Genomic DNA, 23,799 nt, shown 5'->3' on the forward strand with positions numbered 1-23,799 from the left:
GGGGGCTCGCATGGATCAGCCCAACATGCTTTCGCCGCAGGCCGATGACGGCCTCTCGCCGTACCGCACCTTCACGCGGGACGAATGGGCGAAGTTGCGCGCCGACGCGCCCATGACGCTGACCGCCGACGAGGTGCTGCGGCTTCAATCCCTGAACGACCCGATCTCCCTCGACGAGGTGGCGGCGATCTATCTGCCGCTCTCGCGCCTGCTCTCGCTCTATGTGGCGGCGACGCAAGGCCTGTTCAGGGCGACCCAGCGCTTCCTGCTCGCGGAGCAGGAGGAGAAGGTGCCCTATATCATCGGCGTGGCGGGCTCCGTGGCGGTGGGCAAATCCACGACCGCGCGCGTGCTGAAGGCCCTTCTGGCCCGCTGGCCCAACACGCCGAAGGTGGACCTCATCACGACGGACGGCTTCCTGCTCCCCAACGCCGAGCTGACCCGGCTCAACCTGATGGAGCGAAAGGGTTTTCCGGAGAGCTACGACACCGGCAAGCTCCTGCGCTTCCTGGCCGACATCAAGGCGGGCAAGCGCAACGTGAAGGCGCCGCTCTATTCGCACCTCGTCTATGACGTGGTGCCGGGCGAGGAAACGAATGTGGACCGGCCGGACATTCTCATCGTCGAAGGCCTCAACGTGCTCCAGCCCGCGCGCCTGCCGAAGGACGGCGAAGCCATTCCGTTCGTTTCGGACTATTTCGATTTCTCCGTCTACATCGATGCTGACGAAGACGATCTCCATCGCTGGTACGTGAACCGCTTCCTGAGTCTGCGCCACACGGCCTTCCGCGATCCGCTGTCCTATTTCCGCCGCTATGCGGAGCTGCCGGAGGCGGAAGCCATGTCGATCGCGGACGGGCTCTGGAACCGGATCAACCTTTTGAACCTGCGCGAAAACATCGTGCCCACCCGCCAGCGCGCCAGCCTGATCCTGACCAAAGGCGCGAGCCACCGGATCGAGACCGTGGCGCTGAGACGGCTGTAAGTTCGAACATCAATCGTCCTGATGGCCGAACAAGGCCGTGTTCACGCGTTTGTCGTGGGACACGACATGCCCCGCCAGGCGAAATATGTCTGGCATGTCGGGGTGTCGCAGAGCTTCGTCACGCCTGACGAACGGGCCGAAATAGGGCTTATCATCGTTCCAATGTCGAGGGTTGCCATGCTCGTCGAATGGATCGAGCACCATCATGCTGACAGAGTCGTCCTCTATCCAGCAGAGAAGGGCGATCCTGGTACGGGGATAATCGGACCCAGCCCATCCGCCGACGCTGAGGGTCATTCTGACCCCGTCGTCCGCGACATGCCCTTCGGTCCAGCTGGCTTGGTAAACCGCACAGGCATAGTCCGCTCGGGAAAGAAACCCGACCACATGAAGGGAGCGTGTCCGACAGCAGTCGCACAGGACCGGCGGGTGGGCCTTTCCTTCTTCGAGTGTGATTGCACCCTTCGGAACATCTTCCGGGAACCACGACGAAGAGGCGTGTTTGTTCATCGCAAAGCCTGTCCTGCACATCTTTGCCACATCATAACATGTGACGGTGCAGGGTTCGACGGCGGGCTCAACCTTCCCCAATCTTGAGCGTTGTCCCTCCGTTCAATGGAGGAGCCATGGTGACCCCACCGGTCGAGGACAAGCTCAAGCGCAGCGCCGAGCACGCCAGGGAGGCGGCTTCGCAGACACAGGAAGCGGCCGAGAACACGCAGGAAGCCGCCGAGCAGACGCAGGTCGCGGCCAAGACCACGGCCAAGGCCACCGTTCAGCTCAAGGACAGCGCCGACCGGCGCACGGAACTGGCGGCCAACCGCACGGTCTTCGCCGCCGAGCGCACCTATGCGGCCTGGGTGAGGACCGGTCTTGCCGCGCTCGCCTCCGGCATCGGCGCCCAGAAGCTCCTGGAAGGCGTGGTGCCGGGATGGATGATGGTTTCCACCGGCTCCGTGCTGGTGCTGTTCAGCGCCTTCTGCTTCGCGGCCGCCGTATGGCGTCAGGTTTTCACGGGATCGCAGCCGCCGCAGCCGGACGTGCAGCGCCTTCCGCCGTATCTGCTAGTGATCTTCAACGGATTCCTGGCGCTCGTCTCCCTCGCGGCTCTGTTCGGGCTCTGGTTCGGGCGGACGGGTGGGTGAAACAGCAATCCCCGCCGTCATCACCGGCCCTGTGCCGGTGATCCCGCTTTCATGAAACGCCGTGCCTTTCGGATAGGGATGGCCGGGACAAGCCCGGCCATGACGTGAAGAACGCCTTACGCCAGCAATCCTTCCTGCTGCGCGAGCTCGCGAAGGTTCGCCTGTGGGCGGGCGCCGAGATGGCTGATGATTTCGGCGGCGGCCAGGCCGCCGAGGCGGGCGCAATCGGTCAGGTCCAGGTTCTGCACGAGACCCGCGAGGAAGCCGGAGGCGAAGAGATCGCCCGCGCCGGTGGTGTCGACCACGCGCTCCACCGGGAAGGCGGGAACGGCGAGCGTCTCGCCCCGGGTCACCACCATCGCGCCGTCTTCCGAGCGGGTGATCACGCCGAGCAGGTTTTCTTCGCGAAGCGCCGCCAGCGCGCTCTCGGCCGAGGACGTGCCGTAGAGGCTCTGCAGCTCGTGGATGTTGGCGAAGAGAATATCCAGGCTGCCGTCACGCATGAGGCCGAGGAACTCGTCCCGGTAGCGGTCGACGCAGAAGGCGTCGGAGAGGGTGAGGGCCACCTTGTTGCCGGCCTCGTGCGCGATCGTCACCGCCTTGCGGAAGGCTTCCTTCGCGGCCGGCGGATCCCAGAGATAGCCTTCGAGATAGACGATGCTCGCCGCGCGCACCGTCTCCGGCTTCACGTCGTCGGGAGTGAGGTTCTGGCAGGCGCCGAGATAGGTGTTCATGGTGCGCTCGCCGTCGGGCGTCACCAGAATGAAGCTGCGCGCCGTCGCCGGTCCGTCCTCGGCGGGCTTCACGTCGTAATGGACGTCGATGGCCCTCAGATCGTGCGCGAAGAGCTTGCCGGTCTCATCGTTCTTCACCTTGCCGATGAAGCCCGCCTTGACGCCGAGGGCGGCGACGCCCGCCGCCGTGTTGGCGCCCGAGCCGCCGGACACGATGATGGCGGGTCCCATGTCGCGGTAGAGCTCTTCGGCGCGGGTCTCGTCGATGAGCTGCATGGCGCCCTTGTGCACCTTCTTCTCGATCAGGAAGGCTTCGTCGGTATGGGCGAGCACGTCAACGATGGCGTTGCCGAGCGTGAGCACGTCGATGCGGGTCTGGGACATGAACAACCATGATGTTGGAGTGTATCGGGGCGCTTTGGCATCGGGCGCCCCGGGGGTCAAGACTTTGGGCTTTAAAGGGCGTCCTGAACGGCCTGAATCGGCACCGGCATGCGCCGCTCACGACCCTGCGCGTGATCGAGAATGGCGAGCATGTCCTCGAGGTCGCCCTCCGAGAGGGCGCGGATCTCGCGGGCGAGGCGATTGGCGAGCAGGGTCGCTCTGGGGTCGGCCCCGGCAGTGTCGATCTTCACCCGCGGGTCGGAGAGATCGGCGAGCCGGGTCAGCTCGTCCGCCTCGTCCCAGATAATGTGGAAATATTGCAGCACGCCCTGGATCAGAGCCCAGGTGGGTTTGCCGCGCTCGCCACGCTCCAAAGCCGAGAGGTAGGCGCTCGACACCCCCAGATGGGCCGCCATGTCCTTCAACATCAATCCGCGCTCGCGGCGCAGCTGCCGCACCCGTTCGCCAAAGGGGGTCATGTGATCATCCCGCGCTCCGTCTGCGGCGGAGCCTGACATAGAGTGCACCGGAACCGCCGTGTTGAGGAGAGGCTTCCTCGAAGCCGATCACAAGAGATCTCAGCTCGGCCAGGCGAAGCCAATGGGGCACCATGCGGCGCAGGATCCCGCGCTCCTCGACCAAGCCTCCGCCCGAGGCGGCACCGCCCTTGCCGGTGATGACGAGGACGAGGCTGAAGCCCGAATTCTGCGCCCGGTGCAGGAAGCTGATGAGGGCGAAATGCGCCTCCTCCTGGCGCATGCCGTGGAGATCGATGACGCTGTCCACGTCCTTGCGGCCCCGGCGCAGGGCGGTCATCGTCTTGCGCTCCACCGGAGCCAGCGGCGGGAGCGAAGGCTTCTTCGGCTGGGGCGGAAGCGGGGGCAGCGACGCCGGAGGCTTCAGCGGAATCTGCGGGGCAGGGGCCGTGGATGTGTTCTCCTCCGGTTCGGGCTCCGGCGGCAATGCCTTGCCCTTCAAGGGCTTGACGTTGCGGGCCACATGCGACCAGAGCCGCCGCTCCTCCGAGCTGAGCTGACGTGTCCTGCGGCGCTTGGTCATGACGGCGTTTTCATCGGGCGTTGGGCTTGAGCACCACGAAGCGGGTCGCGTGGCGCAGCAGTCCCGCACGGATACCCGCTTCCTCGCCGCTGCCGAAGAAGAAATCGCCCCGCGCGGGGCCGACGATCGCCGAGCCGGTGTCGTGCGCGATCATGAGGCGCCGCAAGGGTTCGGATCGCTCGAGCGTGAAGGGCAGATCGCCTTCGAGCCAGAAGGGCAGGCCATAGGCCCAGAGCTGGCGGTCGACGGCGAGGCTTCGGCCCGGCACGAGCGGAAAGCCCGCTCCGCCAATGGGCCCATCCTCGGGCGAAAGCTCGTCCGCCTCGCGAAAGAAGATGTAGGACTGGTTCTGCCGCATCAGCTCCCGGGCGGGGCCGGGATGATCCTTCAGCCAGCCCATGAGCTTGGCGAGCGTCATGGATTCGAGATCCATCTCTCCCTGCTGCACCAGCAGGCGGCCGATGGAGGTATAGGGGCGTCCGTTGCGGCCCGCATAGGCCACCCGCATCACCGAGCCGTCGGTGAGACGGATGCGGGACGAGCCCTGCACATGGATGATGAATGCTTCCCCCGGCTCGCGCAGATGGACGATGGGCTTTGCGAGCGGACCGAGGGCGCCGTCCTCGATCGCGGCGCGGTCGGGATAGGGTTCGAAACCCTTCGCCGTGCGCCGCGCGGCCTGGAGGCCCTTGGCGAGACCGGGGAGGGTTTCGCCCTGCGGGACCGTCACGAGGTCCTCGGGCCTTCCCAGGAGAGGAACCTTGTGGAGCGAATCGGGTTTGCGCGAGCCCTGGAATTCGGGCTCGTAATAGCCGGTGAGAAAGCCGTTGCCTGCCGGAGGGACCACGGTGAACGGCGTGAAATGCGTTTCGAAAAAACGTCGCGCCTCGGCACGGGATAGATCCGGGCTCTTCAGAGCCACCCGGCAGACGGCGAGGAGGTCGCGCTCGGGAGCCTGGGCCGGCCGCAATTCGGCGGCTTGTGCGTCGAGTGCGCGACAGGAACGGAGAAAAGCCCTGAAGGCAGCCGCATGATCGTCGTCCTGCCAGGAATCGAGATCCCCGAAGGACAGCGCTTCAAGCCGCGCCGGAGCCGGACGCGATTCTGCCTCTGATTGCGGCATGGTCAGAATCCAGGCGAAAAGGCACGCGAGAACGGCTCGCCCGGCATGCCTCATTGCCCCGCTTCGGTCGCGACGAGCTGCCAGTTGGGATCGCGGCTGCCGAGCTGGCGGGCGAAGGTCCACACGTCGGTGACCTCGGCCACCTGATCGGGGCTGCCGTCCACGACATTGCCCGAAGCATCGCGGGTCACGGTAATCAACTGCGAGACGAAGCGCACGACGATCTGCGCCGTCTTGCCGAGGACCTCGGCTCCCGCCATTTCGGCCTTGTCGATGGAGACGAAGGTGGTCTCCACACGCTCGCCGCGCTGCTCGCGCTCGGTGATGGCGCGTTCGAACCCTTCGTAGACCTCGCGGGAGAGGAGGTCCTTGAGGGTCTTGCGGTCTCCCGTCGCAAAGCCGGTGACGATCATCTCGTAGGCGGCCTTGGCCCCTTCCAGGAAGCTGGCCGGATCGAAGCCGGGCTCGGCGCGGACGATGCTGTCGAGGGCCGTGGCCATGGGGGTGCCGGGCTCGGCGAAGCCTTTCCAGCGTTCCGCTGTCTGGACTTCGGCCGCAGGGCGGGTCCCGTTCGGGCCGGGAAGATGCACCACATTGTGATCGGCCTCCGCCGGCGGATTGCCCGGACGCAGGGGCGCATCGCGGCGGGCCAGCGGATCGAAGGGCGGCTGTTCGTTGCCCGTCTTCTGCCCCAGCACCGAACGAAGGCGCCAGATCACGAAGATGGCGAGAACGATGAAAATAAGGGTCGTGATGTCGAAGGAATCCTGCATCGTCGATCCGTTGTCAGCCTGCCGGAACCCGGCTGGCGCCGGGCGTTACCCCGAGGCGAAAGAATGGTTTCTTTGCATATGGGGTTCAGGGGTCGTAACATCCACCTCTCCCCGCGACAAGCGCAAGGAGGCTGGCAAATCTTGCCTCCCGTGCCCGGAACATGGTAGCGCGGGGACCCGTGGCCCGTTGCCGATCAGGTGCCTTCACGCTGTGAAGCGCCCCGTCCGGGTCAACCGATTGACCACTCTTCGGAGCATGAACCATGGCCGATAACCCGGCAAACAACGGAGCGCCCGGCGGTATGCCCGCGCTGAACGCCCTTGCGCAGTACTGCAAGGATTTCTCGTTCGAGAATCCCAATGCCCCCCGTTCGCTGCAGCAGCAATCCGAAGGTCCGCAGATCAACCTGCAGGTCAACGTGAATGCCAAGCAGCTGGCCGAGGCCGATTTCGAGGTCGACCTCACCCTCGAGGGCAATGCCAAGGTCGCCAACGACGTGCTGTTCGCCTTCGAGCTCACCTATTCCGGCGTGTTCCGCGTGCAGAACATCCCGCAGGATCAACTGCATCCCGTGGTGATGATCGAGTGCCCGCGCCTGCTGTTCCCCTTCGCGCGTCAGATCGTGGCGGACGCGGTGCGCAACGGCGGCTTCCCGCCCCTGTACATCGACCCGATCGATTTCGTGGCTCTCTACCGCCAGCGCGCGTCCGAGCTTCAGGGTCAGCAGGGCGGACAGACCCTGTCGTAAGACGAACACTCTTTCCGAGACGAAAGAAGGCGGAACGGTCGCCCGTTCCGCCTTTTGCTTTGCCCGAGATTTAAGAAGCCTCCGGCTGAGCCTCGCCGATATACTCGCGCCAGACCGCATTCGCCCCGAGCTGCTCGACGAAGGCCGCATGCGCGGCGCGCTCCGCATCCGTCAGGCGGGACATCATGGGGCGGGGCTTCGCCTCACGCGGAGCAGCCGCACCGGTGCGGATAGCGCCGCCTCCGTTCTTCGCGGGTTGAGCGGTGAGATCGAAACCGACCTGCCGGCCGCCGATCAGCTCGATATAGACCTCGGCCAGGATCTCGGCGTCGAGCAGCGCCCCGTGCTTCGTGCGCTTGGAATTGTCGATACCATAGCGCGAGCAGAGCGCATCGAGGTTGTTCGCCGCGCCCGGATGCTTGCGCCGCGCCATGATGAGCGTATCGACCACATCGGCGAGAGCGATGGCCGGATGGCCGGTGCGCGCGAATTCCGCATTGATGAAGCCGATATCGAAGGCCGCGTTGTGGATGACGAGCCGCGCATCGCGGATGAACTCGTGGAACTCCTCGACGATGGCGGCGAAAACCGGCTTGTCGGCCAGGAACTCGTCGCTCAATCCGTGCACCGCGAAGGCGCCGGGTGAGACCGGGAATTCCGGTTTGATGTAGACGTGGTAGCTCTTTCCCGTCGGAATGTGGTTGAGGAGCTCGACGCAGCCGATTTCGATGATCCGGTCGCCCTTGGCGTGGTCGGTGCCGGTGGTTTCGGTATCGAGAACGATCTCTCGCAGCATCGTCAAACACTCTTCACAAGGTTGCGGCGGCCAGGACGTCCCGCCAGGCAGGCCAGGATGGACCGAACCTGTGCCTCGGCGGAAGCGAAGCCCCGGCTCGTATCGACAAGAAAATGTGCACGGGCGCGCTTCTGCGCATCCGGCATCTGCTTAGACAGGATCGCGTTAAAGGTCTCTTCCGTCATGCCGGGCCGCGCCATCACCCGCGCGCGCTGCACATTGGACGGAGCGGTGACGACGAGAACGGCATCGCAGCGGCTGTCGCCGCCGGTTTCAAGAAGAAGCGGGATGTCGAGCACCGCGAGAGGTGCGGTCCCGGACACTCCTCTCAGGAAATGATCCTCCTCCTCGCGCACGAGAGGATGCACGATGCTCTCCAGTCGTTTCAATCGCCCCGCATCGTTGAGCACCGCCTGACCCAGCTTGCGGCGATCCACCGCACCATCGGCGACGGTCCCCGGAAAAGCCGTCTCGATCAGTGGGGCGGCGCGCCCGCGGTAGAGCGCGTGGACAGCCGCATCCGCGTCGTGCACGGGAACGCCGAGGCGCCGGAAGATGTCGGCCGTGGCCGATTTTCCCATGCCGATGGAGCCCGTCAGCCCGAGCACGAACGTCATCGTGCGGCCTCGATATCGGCGACGATCAGCGCGCGCAGTTCCGGCGTCACCCCGGGCCTGACACCGAACCAGCGCTCGAAGCCGGGCACCGCCTGATGCAGCAGCATGCCCAGCCCGTCGACCGTCCGCAGGCCATGGGCCTCCGCGGCCGCGAGCAGCGGCGTGCGCAAGGGAACATAGACGATGTCCGTGACGATGGCCCCGGCAGGCGCCTTGGCGAGGTCGAGTGCGAGCGGCGGCTGGCCCGCCATGCCGAGGGAGGTGGTGTTGACGATGAGCTGGGATTCCGAAAGCGCGGAATCGAGATCCTCCCAGGCGAGAGCCTCAAGCCTCACCGGGCTGTATCGCTCGAGATCGCGCACGAGATCCTGCGCTTTCGAGAGCGTGCGGTTTGCGACGAGGATCCGCTTCAGCGGGCGGTCCTGCAGGCCCGCGACGATGCCGCGCGCCGCGCCGCCCGCGCCGAGAACAAGCACATTATCCACATCCTGTTCCCAGTCTATCCCCAGGCTCAGGTCGAGATTGGCCATGAAGCCGAGCACATCCGTGTTGTCGCCCCACAGCACGCCGTTTTCGACCCAGAGCGTGTTGACCGCGCCCAGGCGCTCCGCCCGTTCCGTCCTGCGCACGACGCCCGCGAAGGCCGCTTCCTTGTGCGGGATCGTGACGTTGCCGCCAGCAAAGCCCTGCCCGGGAAAGCTCTTCAGAAAAGCCCCGAAATTCACAGGCTCCACATCGATGCGCTCATAGGAGCCGCTCAGCCCGTATTGCTTCAACCAGTAGCCGTGAATGAGCGGCGAGCGGGAATGCTTGATCGGATGGCCGACGATGAAGGCCTTTGTCATGACGATGGAATCCTAGAGTGCGAGACATCCCAAGCGGCGCAACGCCGACAGAAGCGGGAGCAGGGGAAGCCCCAGAATGGTGGAGTGATCGCCTTCCACCGATTCGAACAGATGAACGCCGAGGCCTTCATAATGATAGACGCCGACGCTGTGGAGCACGGCAGGACCCGCGAGTTCCAGATAGAGATCGATCACCTCGTCCGCGAGCGGCCGCATGGTGAGCGTGGCGGTGGCGATGAAACTCTCCACCACCGCGCCGCCGATGGCGAGCGCTCCGGCGGAATGGAGCTCGTGCCGTTTCCCGGCGAGAGCCTGCAGCTGGCGCTTGGCGGCCTGGCGATCCGCAACCTTGTGAAACACGGACGAGCCGCCGGCGAGAACCTGGTCGGCTCCGAGCACGATCCGCCCCGGATGGCGGCGGCTGACGGACAGCGCCTTCTCGGCGGCCAATCGGGCGGCGAGAGCCTGCGGCGAGAGGCCTTCGCCCCGGGCGGCCTCCTCGATCCGGCGTTCGTCCACGTTCGAGGCCTGCGTCTCGACGGAGAGTCCGGCGCTCACGAGCAGGGCGAGCCGGGTCGCACTGGTCGAGGCGAGGAGCAGGTTGTCCGGTGCGGTCCAGAGAGCGGGCATTGTTTATTCCGCGATGAATTTCAAGCGATGGTCGCGGTAGAGATCGATGATCGCGGCCGCCGTCTCCTCGATGGAGCGGCGCGTCACGTCGATCACGGGCCAGCCATGGCGTGCGAACAAGCGCCGGGAGGCCGCGATTTCCTCCGCCACCGCGTCGCGGTCCACATAGGATGTGTCGTCATCGGCCTTGAGGCTGAGCAGGCGGTTCTGCCGGATCTGCACGATGCGTTCCGGCGTCGCCACCAGACCGACGACGAGGGATTTTCTCGCCTCCTGGAGCTTGGGCGGCAGAGGCATGCCGGGAACGAGCGGGAAATTGGCCGTCTTCAATCCGCGATTGGCGAGATAAACCGCTGTCGGAGTCTTCGAGGTGCGGCTCACGCCCATGAGAATCACATCCGCCTCGTCCAGATCGTCGGGCAAGTGCCCGTCGTCATGGAGGAGGGTGAAGTTCATGGCGTCGATGCGCTTGAAATATTCCGCGTTCAGCATGTGCTGAGCGCCGGGCCGGGCGGTGGAATGGGTCCCCAGATAGGACGAGATCATCTGGTGCACGGGTTCGAGCACCGAGAGATAGGGAGAGCCCGTGGCGCGGCAGACCTCCTCCAGACGGCTCGTCAGGTCCTTGTCCACAAGGGTGTAGAGCACGATCCCGGGAGCGGTCTCGATCTCGGTGAGCACGCGCTCGAGCTGCGTGGTGGAGCGCACCAGGGGGTAGACATGCTCGATGGCGGCCACGCCTTCGTATTGCGCCACCACGGCGCGGGCGACGGTGATCAGGGTCTCGCCCGTGGAATCGGAGACCAGATGAAGATGGAAGTAGCTGCGTCCCGGCAAAGCGGATCTCCCGGAAGAAGGAGTCGATAGATGTGGATAGAACGGCTCGATTCCGAGGTCCAGGGCAGGGGGCTGTGATCTGCTGCGACAACCATCAACAGTCCAGCTCGGTGTGCGAGTCTGAAATCCCCCATTTGGGAGAATCCGGCACGAATCACCCCGGAGGCCGACGTTAACGTTCCGTTCAAATTCCTTAACGAGCTGTTAAGGTTTAAGAATCCGGAAAGGATTGAGGCGGGCCTGCCTCATCCGTTAATGAACACTTAACGGGCCGGCCCGTGTGGAAGGGTTGTGGACGGGGTTGCGGCTTTGCGATTCACGGCCCAAGAGAAACATCAGATTCTTAGATTCAAAGATTATTCTTATTTAGAGAGGGCCTGTGAGCGAGCGTTCCACCAAAGCGATCCTCCGCGTGCTGAACGGAGAACCGGTCTGGCCTCTGCCGATCTGGATCATGCGCCAGGCCGGCCGTTATCTGCCGGAATATCGGGAGACCCGGAAACAGGCGGGCTCCTTCCTCGATCTCTGCTACAACCCGAGGCTTGCCGAGGAAGTCACCCTTCAGCCCATCCGGCGTTTCGGCTTCGACGCCTCGATCCTGTTCTCCGACATCCTGGTCATCCCCCATGCCCTGGGCCAGGACGTGCGCTTCGTCGAGAACGAAGGGCCCAAGCTCGATCCGGTCACGTCGGAGACGGACTTTTCCAGGCTGGCCGAGGAGCTGCCGCTGGGACGTCTCGATCCGGTCTTCGAGACCCTGGACCGGCTCGCTAAGAGCCTGCCGAAGGAAACCACCCTTCTGGGCTTCTGCGGCGCGCCCTGGACGGTGGCGAGCTACATGATCGCCGGCAAGGGCACTCCCGATCAGGCTCCCGCGCGCCTGACCGCCTATCGCGATCCGGCCTTCATGGATGCGCTCATCGACCGGCTGGTGCGGGCCTCCACCGCCTATCTCATCCGCCAGATCGATGCGGGTGCCGAGGCGGTTCAGATCTTCGAGAGCTTCGGATCGGCCCTGCCGCCCGCCCTTTTCGACCGGCTGTCCCTGAACCCGATCAGCCGGATCGTCGAGGGCTTGAAAGCCGCGCGTCCCCAGGCCAAGGCGATCGTGTTCGTGCGGGGAGGCGGTGGGAACCTTCACCGCTTCGCCTCGGCCGGGATCGGCGATGCGCTGGCGCTGGACTGGACCCTCGATCCGGCCGTTGTGCTCCCGACCCTGCCGAGCACTCTCGCGACCCAGGGCAATCTCGATCCGCTGGCGCTGATCGCCGGCGGTACCGCGATGGAGCAGGGGATCGACCATATCCTGAAAAGCGTGCGGGGCCGCCCGCACATCTTCAATCTCGGCCACGGCATCCTGCCGGAAACGCCGATCGCTCATGTCGAGCGGATGATCGCCCGCGTTCGGGAAGGTTAAAAGAATGCTGTATCTCTGGATCAAGGCGTTTCACGTCATTGCCGTCATCGCCTGGATGGCGGGCATGCTCTACCTGCCGCGCCTCTTCGTCTATCACTGCGATGCGCCCAAGGGCTCGATCCAGTCCGAGACCTTCAAGATCATGGAACGCCGTCTCCTCAAGGCGATCATCAATCCCGCGATGATCGTGACCTGGGTGCTCGGGCTCTACATGATCTGGGACGGCGGCTGGTACAAATCCGGTTGGCTGCACGCGAAGGTTCTTCTCGTGCTGATCCTCTCGGGCCTGCACGGGGTCTATGTGCGCCGCCTGAAGGACTTCGCCGCGGACAAGAACACGAGGCCCGCAAAATACTACCGCATCCTCAACGAGGTGCCGACGGTGCTCATGATCGGCATCGTGATCCTGGTGATCGTGAAGCCGTTCTGAGCCGATCGTTCCATGAAGGCTGATCCTGTCGCTTGGGCTGCGTACAACAATGCTCTCTGGTGCGATGCGATCTGCCGGGCCAACGGAAAGCCGGGCGAGTTTCACGAAAGGCTTTGGCTCAATAGAAACGGCTCGCCCCGCTTCTACCCCGATGCGGTGACGTTATCGGAGGGTGCCGAGGATTCCGAGATCGTCGGCACCTTGGCCGATCTCGTCGCCTCGCACCCGCAACGCGGCTGGGCCATCAAGGACAGCTTCAGCCGATTGGATCTGGCGGGACTGGGTTTCAGAACGCTGTTCGATGCAAACTGGCTCTTCCTGGAGAGCCCGCGCGAGGGTGGAATTCAAAGCCCTGCCGACATCGTGGAAAGAGAAAACGATCTGGCGCTTTGGGAAAGGGCCTGGGCCGGCCATGAGGATCCTGCCGAGGCCAGTCCTTTCAGTCCGGTGCTTCTGGGCAATTCCGAGATGATCTTCGCGTCCGTCACCTGCGATGGTGTGATGGCAGGCGGAGGAATCCTCAATGGTGGAGGCGGGGTGATCGGCATCTCCAACGTCTTTGCCAATCCGGGTTTTACGGATGTGGTCTGGCGGCGGATGATCGCTCTCGCGGCCAGGCAATTTCCAGGAATGCCGCTCGTGGGATACGAGCAGGGGCCGAGTCTTGTGGCAGCCTGCCGGAACGGCTTTGAGCTGATCGGCCCTCTCCGCATCTGGATTCGGGAAGATTCTCGAGAGTGAACCTCCCCGAAAGGCTTATTGAAACAACCCTTGAGAAAATCCGCGAACCCGGTTATAAAGAACCCCTCTTCCATAAAAGACAGGTTGCGCTGCACGGGCCCCCAGGGCTCTCTCAAGTCGCCCTCGTGAACTGAGCGGCCCTGTCGACCATTCCGCGATCTTCCCCTGCGCAGCTTTTGCATCCGCGCATTTTACCCCGAGAGTGTTCCCCGATGAGGGAAATCAAACTTCAAGACCTGAAATCCAAGACGCCTACCGAACTCATTGCCTTCGCCGAGGAGCTCGAGGTCGAGAACGCGAGCACGATGCGCAAGCAGGAGCTCATGTTCGCCATCCTCAAGCAGCTCGCCGCGCGGGAGGTGGAGATCATCGGCGCAGGCGTGGTCGAGGTGCTGCAGGACGGCTTCGGCTTCCTCCGCTCGGCCGATTCGAATTACCTGCCGGGACCGGACGACATCTATGTCAGCCCGAGCCAGATCCGCCGCTTCGGCCTGCGCACCGGCGACACGGTGGACGGCCCGATCCGGGGTCCGAAGGAGGGCGAGCGCTATTTCGCCCTGCTGAAAGTGAACACCATCAATTTCGAGGATCCCGAGAAGATCCGGCACAAGGTTCATTTCGACAACCTGACGCCGCTCTTCCCGCACGAGCGCTTCAAGCTCGAGATCGACGATCCGACCCGGAAAGATTTCTCGCCGCGCATCATCGACATCGTCTCGCCCATCGGCAAGGGCCAGCGCGCTCTGATCGTCGCCCCGCCGCGCACCGGTAAGACGGTGCTCATGCAGAACGTGGCGCAGTCGATCACCACGAATCACCCCGAGTGCTACCTCATCGTGCTGCTCATTGACGAGCGCCCGGAGGAAGTGACCGACATGCAGCGCTCCGTGAAGGGCGAGGTCGTGGCCTCCACCTTCGACGAGCCGGCCACCCGTCACGTGCAGGTCGCCGAGATGGTGATCGAGAAGGCCAAGCGCCTCGTGGAGCATGGCCGCGACGTCGTCATCCTGCTCGACTCGATCACGCGTCTGGGCCGCGCCTACAACACGGTGGTGCCGTCCTCCGGCAAGGTGCTCACCGGCGGCGTGGACGCCAATGCGCTCCAGCGGCCGAAGCGCTTCTTCGGTGCCGCACGCAACATCGAGGAGGGCGGTTCGCTCACCATCATCGCCACCGCGCTGATCGATACCGGCTCGCGCATGGACGAGGTGATCTTCGAAGAGTTCAAGGGCACCGGCAACTCGGAAATCATTCTCGACCGCAAGGTCGCCGACAAGCGCACCTTCCCGGCCATCGACATCACCCGTTCCGGCACCCGCAAGGAAGAGCTGCTGGTTCCGACCGACACCCTCAAGAAGATGTATGTGCTGCGCCGCATCCTCAACCCGATGGGCACGGTGGACGCCATCGAGTTCCTCCTCGACAAGCTGCGTCAGACCAAGTCGAACCAGGACTTCTTCGATTCGATGAACACCTGAGGCGGAACACGTCCGCCTGCAACGACGAGCCCCATCCTCTCGGCGAGAGGGTGGGGTTTTTTTATGATCTGGGAAGCACGCCCATCAGGAACAGGATGAGCAGGGTCAGGCCGGCGGAAATCAGGAGCGAGCCCAGGCAGCCGACCCGATTGGAGAAGAAAAAGAACATCGGCCTCTCGCGCCCATTCTCCGGTTTCGTCAGGATCCTGCGACGGAAGAGGCCCGTGCGAGAATGCCGCTCGCCAGCACAACGCCCAGAGTCGCCAAAACGATTCCCACGAGAGCTGCGGGACCGGGTATTTCGCCGAGGGCCGGAATGGCGATCAGCGCAGCCAGCACGATGGACAGGGGCGAGACGGCGGCCGCGCGCGAGGCGCCGAGCCGGTCGACGGCGATCCCATAAAGCACGAGGCCGACGACGCCCGACAGAAAGCCCTGGAGAAGCGCCTGCAGGACGATGGAGGAGCCTAGGCCTTCCCCAAGGGCATGGATCAGGGAGGGGACGCCGAACGGGATCAGGATCAGGAAGGACCAGAGGCCGACGATGGCGGCCGCCTGCAGGGCCGACAATCCGCTGCGGCGATAGGCATGGGTGTAGATTCCCCAGAGACAGGCGCCGCCGAGCAGCAGCCCATGGCCGCGCCATGCCCCGGTGCCGGCGAGCAGCAATCCGTAGCCGCCGATGCAGACGGCTCCGATCAGGACGAGCACGAATCCCAGGATCCGCAGGCGCTCCAGGCGTTCGCCGAAAACGATCCATCCGATCAGGGCGACGAAGAGCGGCATGGTGCCGGGCAGGAGGGGGCCGATCTCGGCCGCGGGCGCGAACTGCATGCCGAGCGCCACGGTGAGAAAAAAAGGTGCGCCGGATCCCAATAGTCCCAGACCCTTCGTCAGCGTCAGCCCTTCCGGGAACAGACCGATCCGCCAGGTGATCGGGGCGAGCAGGAAAGCCGGCACGCCGAACCGGAGCAGGCCGACGGCCGCGGGCGGAAGCTGATGCGTCACCGCGTGGCGGGTTCCCACGACCCAGACCGCCCAGATCACGACCGCGGCGAACGCGGCGAGCCAGCCGACCACAGAGGGTCTGATAGTGGGGCGGGGCAGAGCGTGAAGGATCTCGGACATGGCGATTCTCCGTCGAAGCTCCTTCAGCATGGCCTATCAAGGCCAGGCATGTCCTTGCGAAGTTTAGCTTGCCGATGCCCGTTTCTTGGCAGAATATTGCGCGAGAGCCACGATCTGTGTGAGATCATGCCCTATATCAATCTCGATGCCATCGATCTGCGGATCCTCAGGGCTTTGCAGGCGGACGGACGCCTGACCAATCAGGAACTCGCCGATCAGGTCGGCCTGTCGCCGTCACCCTGCCTGAGGCGTGTCCGTCGCCTCGAACGCGACGGCTTCATTCGGAATTATCGGGCCGTGCTGGACCGGGAATCGGTGGGACTTGGGCTGACGGTCTTCGTGGATATCAAGGTCGAGAAGCATTCCCGCAACAATGCCACGGCCCTCCAGGAGGCGCTCGCCGCCATGCCGGAGGTGGTGGCCTGCCATATGGTCTCCGGCACGGCCGATTTCATCGTCGAGATCGTGGTCACGAGCCTCAAGGCCTATGAGCGTCTCCTGTCGGAGAAACTACTCGTCTTGCCGATGGTCGGCGATATCCGTTCGAACTTCGCCCTGTCGCGCGTGAAGTCCGATGCGCCCCTCCCGCTGGACCATCTCAAGCGGGAACCCGCCTCGGTGAAGTCGGATGGCTGAAGACCTTTACGGCCGGGGCGAAGGAGGACCGGCCGACATCTCCCGTACCTGATCGCTCAACGCTTCCGGCGTCGTGACCGGGAGCGAGCAGCGCATGCCGGCGCAGACGAGGGCCTGCGCGTCCTGCCCGGAGGAGGCGAGGGTTATCGCGGGATGGTCTTCATCGAGGGACTCGCCGGGCCGCAGCAGCCGCACGCTGCGGTCGAGATAGGGTACGCGCAAGGCCGCCTCATGAAGAGCTTCCGCATGGTTTCCCGTGACGACGATGCTCAGGCCCCTGAGATGCAGATCGAGGGCGTTGAGGATCGAGCTGTGCCCGAGCGGGGACGAGCGGGCGACGCCGACGAGGCGGGCGAGGTGATCCGTTGCCTGCCGATGATCCTCTTCGGTTTCCGTAATCTGGGAAAGCCTCACGAGCGCTTCCGCGAACACTCCGTTGGCATTGGGCACCGCCTCGTCATGGGTGGGTTGAGGCCTGACGACGAGAGGATCGGCCTCCCTGGCCGTCATGGCGAGGCACCCGGTCTCGTCGATCAGGAAGTCCTCCAGCAGAACGTCGCGCCAGGTTCGGGCGTCCGTCAGATAGGCATCGTCGTTGGTCACCTCGTAAAGGGCGAGGGCCGCGCGCATCATGGCGCCATGGTCCAGGGCGAAGCCCGGGAAGATGAGCGAATCGGCGCGCCATGAATGTCCGAGCCGTCCATCCCGGTTCATCGAAAACTGGATGAAGCGGTAGGCGCGCTGCGCCAGTGCGATCCATTCCGGGCGCTCCAGCAGGGGTGCCGCCCGCACGAGGCTTGCCATCATGAGCCCGTTCCAGTCGGCCAGAACCTTGTCGTCGAGTCCGGGCCTGACCCGGGTAGCCCGGCGCTCCAGCAGCCGCTCGCGCATGGGGGCGAGCCGCTGTTCCACGGGGGAGGGTGCCTCGCCGGTGATCAGCCGGTTCGGGATGTTCAGGCCCTCGAAGTTCCCCTCCTCGGTGATGTCGTAGACCTTGGCGAAGAACGCGGCGTCCGCTTCGCCCAGCACCTCGCGGATCTCGGCGAGGCTCCAGACATAGAAGCGGCCTTCCTCGCCTTCCGAATCGGCATCGAGGCTCGACGCGAAGGCGCCTTCCGGCGTCACCATTTCCCGTTCCAGCCAGGCGACGATCCCCTCGGCCGCCTCCCTGAACAGCGCGCGTCCGGTCTCTGCATAGGCAAGCGCATAGAGCTCCAGCAACTGGGCGTTGTCGTAGAGCATCTTCTCGAAATGCGGCACCAGCCAGCGCTCATCCACCGCATAGCGGGCGAAGCCTCCGCCGAGGTGATCGCGGATTCCGCCGAGCGCCATCTGCTCCATGGTGAGGAGGAAGCGACGGTGGGCCTCCGGGTCGCCGGTGCGCCGCGCGTAGCGAAGGAGATATTCGAGAATCGGCGGGTTGGGGAATTTCGGTGCGCCCTGAAGACCGCCATGCTCCGTGTCGATCAGTTCCGTCAGCCGCTGGCCCATGCCGTCGAGATCGGCGAGGCTGAGGCTGCCGCCGTCGGATTCCGCCCCCTTGGACAAGTGGGCTTTCAGAACATCCCGGTTCTTGAGGATGCGGTCCGGTTCCGCGTGGTAGAGGCGGCTGATCTCCTTCAGGACCTGGACGAAGCCGGGTCGACCGAAGCGCGGCTCCTTCGGGAAGTAGGTGCCGCCCCAGAAAGGCTCGGCCCGCGGCGTCAGGAACATGGTCAGCGGCCAGCCGCCCTGTTCGCCCAGGAGGTGCAGGGCGCTCATATAGACATGGTCCACGTCCGGGCGCTCCTCCCGGTCGACCTTGATGTTCACGTAGAGCTCGTTCATCACCGCGGCGACGTCCGGATCCTCGAAGCTCTCGTGAGCCATCACGTGACACCAGTGGCAGGCGGCATAGCCGATGGAGAGCAGGATCGGCCTGTCGAGCCTTTCCGCCTCCGCCAATGCCTCCGGTCCCCATTCCCACCAATGGACAGGATTGGTCTTGTGCTGCAGGAGATAAGGGGAACTGGCATTCCTGAGGCGGTTCATGGATTCTGCTCCGAAAGGGGCGGGCTCATGCGGGGATGGAGCGGATCCTTCGGGGTCGAACCGATCCTTGCTTTGCGCCGCGCATTACCGCTTCACATGTTCAAGTCTCTCGTACCGTCGGAGGTCCATGCCCATGCGTTCGGATGATACCATCTTCGCCACTGCGTCCGGCCATGGCCGCGCGGCCGTGTGCATAGTCCGGATCAGTGGGCCGCAGAGCTGGACCATTCTCGAGACGTTGGGCGGCAATGTGCCCGAGCCTCGCCGCGCCGCCGTGCGGGTGCTGGGGGATCCTGCATCGGGAGAGCCCCTCGATCAGGCGCTGGTTCTCTGGATGCCGGGGCCGCGCAGCTTCACGGGGGAGGACCAGGCGGAACTCCACATCCATGGCGGACTGGCCACTCGCGCAGCCGTCTTGAAGGCGCTCGGCGCGATCCCCGATTGCCGCCCGGCAGAAGCGGGCGAGTTCACGCGCCGGGCCTTTCTCAACGGGCGGATGGATCTCTCCCAGGTGGAGGGTCTCGCCGATGTGATCGATGCCGAAACCGAGGCCCAGCGCCGACAGGCCATGCTCCAGCTCGAAGGCCGGCTCGGCAATGCCGCCGAGGATTGGCGGGAGGGCATTCTGCAGGCTCTCGCCCTTCTCGAAGCGAGTCTCGACTTTTCCGATGAAGGCGATGTGCCGGATGATCTGGAGGCCGACATCCTGCACAGGCTGGAGGGCCTTCAAAGGGAGATCGGGCAGGCGCTCTCGAACCGCAGCGGCGAGCGCCTGCGCGAGGGCTTCACCGTTGTGCTCGCCGGTCCGCCGAACGCGGGCAAATCCACTTTGCTCAATGCGCTGGCCCGGAGGGACGTGGCCATCGTGTCTCCAATCGCGGGGACCACCCGGGACGTGATCGAGGTTCATTGCGATCTGGGCGGATTGCCCGTGATCATCGTGGATACGGCAGGGCTGCGCGAGAGCGGCGACGTGATCGAGCAGGAGGGTGTCTCCCGCGCCCGCGCCCGCGCCCAGGATGCGGACCTCGTGCTCTGGCTCGTGCCGCCGGAAGGGGAGGAGACGGATGCGCCGCCAGCCCGCAATCTCCTCAAGGTCGGAACCAAGGCCGATCTGAACCGGAGCCGTCCCGACTGCGATCTTCTGATCTCGGCCTCGTCAGGGGAAGGCCTGCCGGAGTTGATCGCCGCCCTCGAGCGCGAAGCCGAATCGGCGTTGGGCCAGGGGGATGCGATCCTGACGCGGGAGCGCCACCGCAAGGCCCTGGAGCGGGCCCATCGCTCCCTGGAGGCGGGACGCGAGTTGTTGGTGACCCGCGGACCGCTTGAACTTGCCGCCGAGGAGGTTCGCCTCGCGGCGCGCGCGGTCGGGGAAATCACCGGAAGGGTCGATGTGGAGGACGTGCTGGACCGCCTGTTTTCCAGCTTCTGCATTGGCAAATAGCCTCTCGTATTGCGCTGACCCAGCAGGCCACGTGGACGATGCGCTCTTCAAGAGAGTGCGGCATCGGTTCAGTCCCGAAAGCGGAAGTTCACTTTTGGGTGCGATACTCTGGCCGGAATGGGCACCGCGAATCGGTGCGACTCGTGCGAAAGCCTGTTCACGAATCGGTTCAATGATGCTGAATCCTCTCTGCACAAGGTGTGGGAATCGTGTGCAGAATTGGTGATGGGAGTGGATGTTTCACGTGAAACATTTTGCCCTTTTGACCTCTGCGTTGCGAGGTCCTAAAGCATCGGACGCAACAGCGGACACTGCTTCCGGCATCGATCCGGTGCTTTCCTCAGAAAGGGACGCATCGGTTCAGCACCAGACCGGACCACATTCCGCTGGCGCGGCTCTTCGGGTCCGCGCGATGCGTGAGATCCCAGGCATGGAGATGGAGTTCCCGTGAGCCAGCTTTCAGCGCGTGACACATACGATGTGGTCGTGGTCGGCGGCGGCCATGCGGGCGCCGAAGCAGCCGCCGCGTCCGCGCGGACGGGTGCGCGGACGGCGCTCGTGACGCATAAGCGCTCGACGATCGGCGCCATGTCCTGCAACCCGGCCATCGGGGGACTGGGCAAGGGCCACCTGGTCCGCGAGATCGATGCTCTCGACGGCGTCATGGGCCGTATGGCCGACAGGGCAGGGATTCAGTTCCGGCTCCTGAACCGTCGCAAAGGGCCTGCCGTGCGCGGCCCCAGAACCCAAGCCGACCGCAAGATCTATGCGCGGGCGATCCAGGCCGAGCTGCTCCAGACTGCCAGTCTCACCATCGTCGAAGGGGAGGCGGACGATCTCCTCGTTCAGGACGGGCGCGTCGCCGGTCTTCTTTTGAGCGACGGACGGCGTCTCTCGGCGGGCGCCGTGGTCATCACCACAGGCACCTTTCTGTCCGGGCTCATCCATATCGGTGAAAAGAAGATCCCGGCCGGCCGCATGGGTGAGCGTCCGTCCTTGGGTCTCCCGAAGACCTTTGCCCGGCTCGGCTTTACGCTTGGACGCCTGAAGACAGGCACGCCGCCGCGTCTCGACGGACGCACCATCGACTGGGCGGGCGTCGACAAGCAGGCTGCGGATGACGATCCGGTGCCCTTCTCGCTCTTGACGGACAGGATCAGGACCCCCCAGATCGAATGCGGCATCACCCGCACGACGGCCAAGGTCCATGAGCTGATCCGGGGCAACCTGCACCGTTCGGCTATGTATTCCGGCGATATTCAGGGCACGGGCCCGCGCTACTGCCCGTCGATCGAGGACAAGGTGGTGCGGTTCGGCGATCGGGACGGGCACCAGATCTTCCTGGAGCCCGAGGGCCTGGACGACTTCACCGTCTATCCCAATGGTATCTCGACCTCGCTCCCAGAAGACGTGCAGCTCGAAGTCCTGAAGCACATCCCGGGCCTTGAGAAGGTGCGGATGCTTCAGCCCGCTTATGCGATCGAATACGATTATGTGGACCCAAGGAACCTGACCGCAGGGCTCGAGACCAAGGCTGTGACGGGACTCTTCCTGGCCGGCCAGATCAACGGCACGACCGGCTATGAGGAAGCGGGCGCTCAAGGGCTCGTGGCCGGAATTAACGCCGCCCGGCGGGCAGCGGGGCAGGAGAGCGTCGTCTTCGACCGGGCGGAGTCCTATATCGGCGTGCTGATCGACGACCTGATCACACGGGGCGTCAGTGAACCGTACCGGATGTTCACCTCCCGCTCGGAGTACCGCCTGAGCCTGCGGATCGACAATGTGGACGAGCGCCTGACCGGGAAGGGACTGGAGATAGGATGCGTGGGTTCCGCGCGAGGGGCCCATTTCCGTGCGTCGCAGGCGGAGATCCAGGCCGTTCGCGCCCGGCTCCAGACCCTGAACCTGACGCCTCAGGAGGCGGCCCGCCATGGGTTCGGCCTCAACCAGGACGGCATCCGCCGCAGCGCGTACCAGCTCCTGTCCTATCCGGCGATCGGTTGGAGCGATCTCGCGAGGGCGTGGCCGGACCTGGCGTCCGTGTCGGCTCAGGTACGGGAGCGGCTGGAGACCGACGCGACCTACGCAGTCTATCTCGACCGGCAGCAGGCCGATATCGCCGCCTATCGCCGGGACGAGGAGATCGTTCTGGATGAGACGCTCGACTTCCGCGGGCTTCCGGGTCTGTCGAACGAGATCAAGGCCAAGCTCGAATTCGTGCGGCCAAGGACTCTAGGGCAAGCAGCGCGTATCGAGGGGATCACCCCCGCGGCGCTGACCCTTCTGGCGGCTTATGCGAGGAAGGGCCCGTCACGTGGCAGCAGGATTGTTGAGGGAATGGCGTCGTGAGTGCTTCTTCCCCAATCCGTGCTGGACTGGATGTTTCACGTGAAACACTCAACAAGCTCGAGTTGCTGGAGCGCGAGCTGCGCCGCTGGCAGCCGATCAAGAACCTCGTCGGACCCGCGACGCTCGACCATATCTGGGACCGGCATATTGCCGATTCCCTCCAGCTTCTCGCTCTCGCGCCCGACGCCAAGACCTGGGTCGATCTCGGCTCGGGTGCTGGATTCCCCGGTCTCGTGCTTGCCATCGCAGGGCAGGAGAGGGGGTTGAAGGTGCATCTCGTCGAGAGCAATTCCCGCAAATGCGCGTTCCTTCGTCAGATCGCTCGTCTCACTGGAGCATCTGCGACCGTGCATGAGGCGCGCCTCGAAACCGTCATTCCCGGTTTCGTGGGCAAGGTCGACGTGGTCTCCGCCCGGGCTCTCGCCCCGCTGTCCCAGCTGCTGGAATGGACCGCGCCCATGTTGAAAGCGGGGACAATCGGCCTCTTTCCCAAAGGGCGGGATGCCGAGTCCGAATTGACCGAGGCTCGGAAAAAGTGGACATTCATGGCAGATATCCTGCCGAGCCGTACCGATTCCGAGGCCAGGATTCTTCGCATAACTTCCATCGAGAGCCATTCATGATGACCGACCGCAGCGAATCCGAAGCTGGAGCGCGTGGTGCCAAGCCGCGCATTCTTGTGCTTGCCAATCAGAAGGGCGGTGTCGGAAAGACGACGACGGCCATCAATCTCGGTACGGCCCTGGCAGCCATCGGGGAGAGGGTGCTCATCATCGATCTCGACCCGCAGGGCAATGCCTCGACGGGTCTCGGCATCGACCGCAAGAACCGTCCGGTCTCGACCTATCACGTTCTCGCCGGCGAAGCGTCGCTGTCCGAGAGCATCACCGAGACGGTCGTGCCGGGATTATGGCTCGCACCCTCGACCCTCGACCTCCTTGGCGTCGAATTGGAGATCGCGAACGAGCGGAACCGGGCTCACCGGCTGCGCACGGCGATTCACGGTTTGATGGACGATGAGGTAACGGAAGCTTTTACCTATATTCTGATCGATTGCCCACCTTCGCTGAACCTTCTGACCATCAATGCCTTGACGGCTTCCGACGCGGTCCTTGTGCCCCTTCAATGCGAATTTTTTGCTCTGGAGGGTCTCAGCCAGCTGCTCAAGACGGTCGAACAGGTCCGCACGGCGCTCAATCCGAAGCTGACGATCCACGGCGTGGTCCTCACCATGTTCGACCCACGCAACAACCTGTCGGGGCAGGTGGTCGCCGATGTGCGTCAGTTCATGGGCGAAAAGGTCTACGAGACCATGATCCCGCGAAACGTGCGCGTGTCCGAAGCGCCGTCCCATGGCAAGCCGGTTCTGCTCTACGACATCAAGTGCACGGGCTCGCAGGCCTACCTTCGTTTGGCATCGGAAATCATTCAGCGTGAACGCGCCCTGCGCGCCGCGTAACAAGAGTTG

At 64.4% G+C, this 23,799-nt stretch carries 25 protein-coding genes; 12 read left to right on the plus strand and 13 right to left on the minus strand.

The window, feature by feature from the left end; genetic code table 11:
• The first annotated feature begins 10 nt into the window (after positions 1 to 10).
• Positions 11 to 985, plus strand: a complete 975-nt coding sequence (gene coaA / locus ACS5Q0_RS01450) for a type I pantothenate kinase (protein WP_473124812.1) — start codon at positions 11 to 13, stop codon at positions 983 to 985.
• Positions 986 to 994: 9 nt separating this feature from the next.
• Here the strand turns inward: coaA and ACS5Q0_RS01455 are convergent, their stop codons facing one another.
• On the minus strand, positions 995 to 1,495 hold the full coding sequence (locus ACS5Q0_RS01455; protein WP_473124813.1) for a hypothetical protein: 501 nt from the start codon (positions 1,493 to 1,495) through the stop codon (positions 995 to 997).
• A 116-nt stretch (positions 1,496 to 1,611) separates the two neighbouring features.
• On the opposite strand from ACS5Q0_RS01455, the gene ACS5Q0_RS01460 reads away from it, so the two are divergent.
• Entirely contained in the window at positions 1,612 to 2,130 is a 519-nt protein-coding gene (locus ACS5Q0_RS01460) for a YidH family protein (protein ID WP_473124814.1), read from the plus strand.
• 116 nt (positions 2,131 to 2,246) lie between these two features.
• Here the strand turns inward: ACS5Q0_RS01460 and ACS5Q0_RS01465 are convergent, their stop codons facing one another.
• From ACS5Q0_RS01465 to ACS5Q0_RS01485, 5 genes are all read right to left on the minus strand, one after another.
• Entirely contained in the window at positions 2,247 to 3,248 is a 1,002-nt protein-coding gene (locus ACS5Q0_RS01465) for an adenosine kinase (RefSeq protein ID WP_473124815.1), read from the minus strand.
• A 71-nt stretch (positions 3,249 to 3,319) separates the two neighbouring features.
• A complete protein-coding gene (locus ACS5Q0_RS01470; protein ID WP_473124816.1) occupies positions 3,320 to 3,727 on the minus strand; it encodes a helix-turn-helix domain-containing protein in 408 nt (135 codons plus the stop codon).
• Positions 3,728 to 3,731: 4 nt separating this feature from the next.
• Positions 3,732 to 4,307 (minus strand): Smr/MutS family protein, encoded by a 576-nt coding sequence (locus ACS5Q0_RS01475; RefSeq protein ID WP_473124817.1) that lies wholly within the window; start codon positions 4,305 to 4,307, stop codon positions 3,732 to 3,734.
• Between the two features lie 10 nt (positions 4,308 to 4,317).
• The gene (gene mltA / locus ACS5Q0_RS01480; protein WP_473124818.1) at positions 4,318 to 5,430 is read right to left on the minus strand and encodes a murein transglycosylase A; all 1,113 of its coding nucleotides are present in this window, start codon (positions 5,428 to 5,430) and stop codon (positions 4,318 to 4,320) included.
• Positions 5,431 to 5,480: 50 nt separating this feature from the next.
• Entirely contained in the window at positions 5,481 to 6,203 is a 723-nt protein-coding gene (locus tag ACS5Q0_RS01485) for a Tim44/TimA family putative adaptor protein (RefSeq protein WP_473124819.1), read from the minus strand.
• 263 nt (positions 6,204 to 6,466) lie between these two features.
• Here ACS5Q0_RS01485 and secB point away from each other — a divergent pair, with 263 nt between their 5' ends.
• Complete coding sequence (secB, locus tag ACS5Q0_RS01490) at positions 6,467 to 6,952, plus strand: protein-export chaperone SecB (RefSeq protein WP_473124820.1); 486 nt, start codon at positions 6,467 to 6,469, stop codon at positions 6,950 to 6,952.
• Between the two features lie 70 nt (positions 6,953 to 7,022).
• Here secB and dnaQ read toward each other — a convergent pair whose 3' ends face one another.
• Genes dnaQ through ACS5Q0_RS01515 form a run of 5 tightly spaced genes read right to left on the minus strand, consistent with a single transcriptional unit; the run spans position 7,023 to position 10,677 of the window.
• Complete coding sequence (dnaQ, locus tag ACS5Q0_RS01495; RefSeq protein ID WP_473124821.1) at positions 7,023 to 7,748, minus strand: DNA polymerase III subunit epsilon; 726 nt, start codon at positions 7,746 to 7,748, stop codon at positions 7,023 to 7,025.
• Between the two features lie 2 nt (positions 7,749 to 7,750).
• Positions 7,751 to 8,365, minus strand: coding sequence for a dephospho-CoA kinase (gene coaE, locus ACS5Q0_RS01500; protein WP_473124822.1), 615 nt, complete (start codon positions 8,363 to 8,365; stop codon positions 7,751 to 7,753).
• Positions 8,362 to 9,210 carry a shikimate dehydrogenase gene (locus ACS5Q0_RS01505; RefSeq protein ID WP_473124823.1) on the minus strand — a complete coding sequence of 283 codons (849 nt, stop codon included), beginning with the start codon at positions 9,208 to 9,210 and terminating at the stop codon, positions 8,362 to 8,364. The genes coaE and ACS5Q0_RS01505 overlap by 4 nt, the downstream gene beginning before the upstream one ends.
• Before the next feature lie 12 nt (positions 9,211 to 9,222).
• On the minus strand, positions 9,223 to 9,840 hold the full coding sequence (locus ACS5Q0_RS01510) for a Maf family protein (protein WP_473124824.1): 618 nt from the start codon (positions 9,838 to 9,840) through the stop codon (positions 9,223 to 9,225).
• A gap of 3 nt (positions 9,841 to 9,843) precedes the next feature.
• Entirely contained in the window at positions 9,844 to 10,677 is an 834-nt protein-coding gene (locus ACS5Q0_RS01515; protein ID WP_473124825.1) for a pyruvate, water dikinase regulatory protein, read from the minus strand.
• A 379-nt stretch (positions 10,678 to 11,056) separates the two neighbouring features.
• Between ACS5Q0_RS01515 and hemE the strand changes: the two genes are divergently transcribed.
• From hemE to rho, 4 genes are all read left to right on the plus strand, one after another.
• Positions 11,057 to 12,094, plus strand: coding sequence for a uroporphyrinogen decarboxylase (gene hemE, locus ACS5Q0_RS01520; protein WP_473124826.1), 1,038 nt, complete (start codon positions 11,057 to 11,059; stop codon positions 12,092 to 12,094).
• Between the two features lie 7 nt (positions 12,095 to 12,101).
• Positions 12,102 to 12,524 (plus strand): protoporphyrinogen oxidase HemJ, encoded by a 423-nt coding sequence (hemJ, locus tag ACS5Q0_RS01525; RefSeq protein ID WP_473124995.1) that lies wholly within the window; start codon positions 12,102 to 12,104, stop codon positions 12,522 to 12,524.
• Between the two features lie 12 nt (positions 12,525 to 12,536).
• Entirely contained in the window at positions 12,537 to 13,265 is a 729-nt protein-coding gene (locus ACS5Q0_RS01530; RefSeq protein ID WP_473124827.1) for a hypothetical protein, read from the plus strand.
• 212 nt (positions 13,266 to 13,477) lie between these two features.
• On the plus strand, positions 13,478 to 14,743 hold the full coding sequence (gene rho, locus ACS5Q0_RS01535; protein ID WP_473124828.1) for a transcription termination factor Rho: 1,266 nt from the start codon (positions 13,478 to 13,480) through the stop codon (positions 14,741 to 14,743).
• 198 nt (positions 14,744 to 14,941) lie between these two features.
• On the opposite strand, the gene ACS5Q0_RS01540 is transcribed toward rho, so the two are convergent.
• Entirely contained in the window at positions 14,942 to 15,871 is a 930-nt protein-coding gene (locus ACS5Q0_RS01540; RefSeq protein WP_473124829.1) for a DMT family transporter, read from the minus strand.
• Positions 15,872 to 15,997: 126 nt separating this feature from the next.
• Between ACS5Q0_RS01540 and ACS5Q0_RS01545 the strand changes: the two genes are divergently transcribed.
• The gene (locus tag ACS5Q0_RS01545) at positions 15,998 to 16,507 is read left to right on the plus strand and encodes an Lrp/AsnC family transcriptional regulator (RefSeq protein ID WP_473124830.1); all 510 of its coding nucleotides are present in this window, start codon (positions 15,998 to 16,000) and stop codon (positions 16,505 to 16,507) included.
• A gap of 6 nt (positions 16,508 to 16,513) precedes the next feature.
• On the opposite strand, the gene ACS5Q0_RS01550 is transcribed toward ACS5Q0_RS01545, so the two are convergent.
• Positions 16,514 to 18,538 (minus strand): thioredoxin domain-containing protein, encoded by a 2,025-nt coding sequence (locus ACS5Q0_RS01550; RefSeq protein WP_473124831.1) that lies wholly within the window; start codon positions 18,536 to 18,538, stop codon positions 16,514 to 16,516.
• 133 nt (positions 18,539 to 18,671) lie between these two features.
• On the opposite strand from ACS5Q0_RS01550, the gene mnmE reads away from it, so the two are divergent.
• The 4 genes from mnmE to ACS5Q0_RS01570 all read left to right on the plus strand — a co-directional run bounded on the left by mnmE (position 18,672) and on the right by ACS5Q0_RS01570 (position 23,790).
• Positions 18,672 to 19,982, plus strand: a complete 1,311-nt coding sequence (gene mnmE, locus ACS5Q0_RS01555) for a tRNA uridine-5-carboxymethylaminomethyl(34) synthesis GTPase MnmE (protein ID WP_473124832.1) — start codon at positions 18,672 to 18,674, stop codon at positions 19,980 to 19,982.
• A gap of 447 nt (positions 19,983 to 20,429) precedes the next feature.
• Entirely contained in the window at positions 20,430 to 22,331 is a 1,902-nt protein-coding gene (gene mnmG, locus ACS5Q0_RS01560; RefSeq protein ID WP_473124833.1) for a tRNA uridine-5-carboxymethylaminomethyl(34) synthesis enzyme MnmG, read from the plus strand.
• Positions 22,328 to 22,954 carry a 16S rRNA (guanine(527)-N(7))-methyltransferase RsmG gene (rsmG, locus tag ACS5Q0_RS01565; protein ID WP_473124834.1) on the plus strand — a complete coding sequence of 209 codons (627 nt, stop codon included), beginning with the start codon at positions 22,328 to 22,330 and terminating at the stop codon, positions 22,952 to 22,954. Before mnmG ends, rsmG begins: the two co-directional genes overlap by 4 nt.
• Entirely contained in the window at positions 22,954 to 23,790 is an 837-nt protein-coding gene (locus ACS5Q0_RS01570) for a ParA family protein (protein ID WP_473124996.1), read from the plus strand. The genes rsmG and ACS5Q0_RS01570 overlap by 1 nt, the downstream gene beginning before the upstream one ends.
• Positions 23,791 to 23,799 lie beyond the last annotated feature (9 nt).

This window comes from Microvirga sp. HS2, from assembly GCF_055792805.1.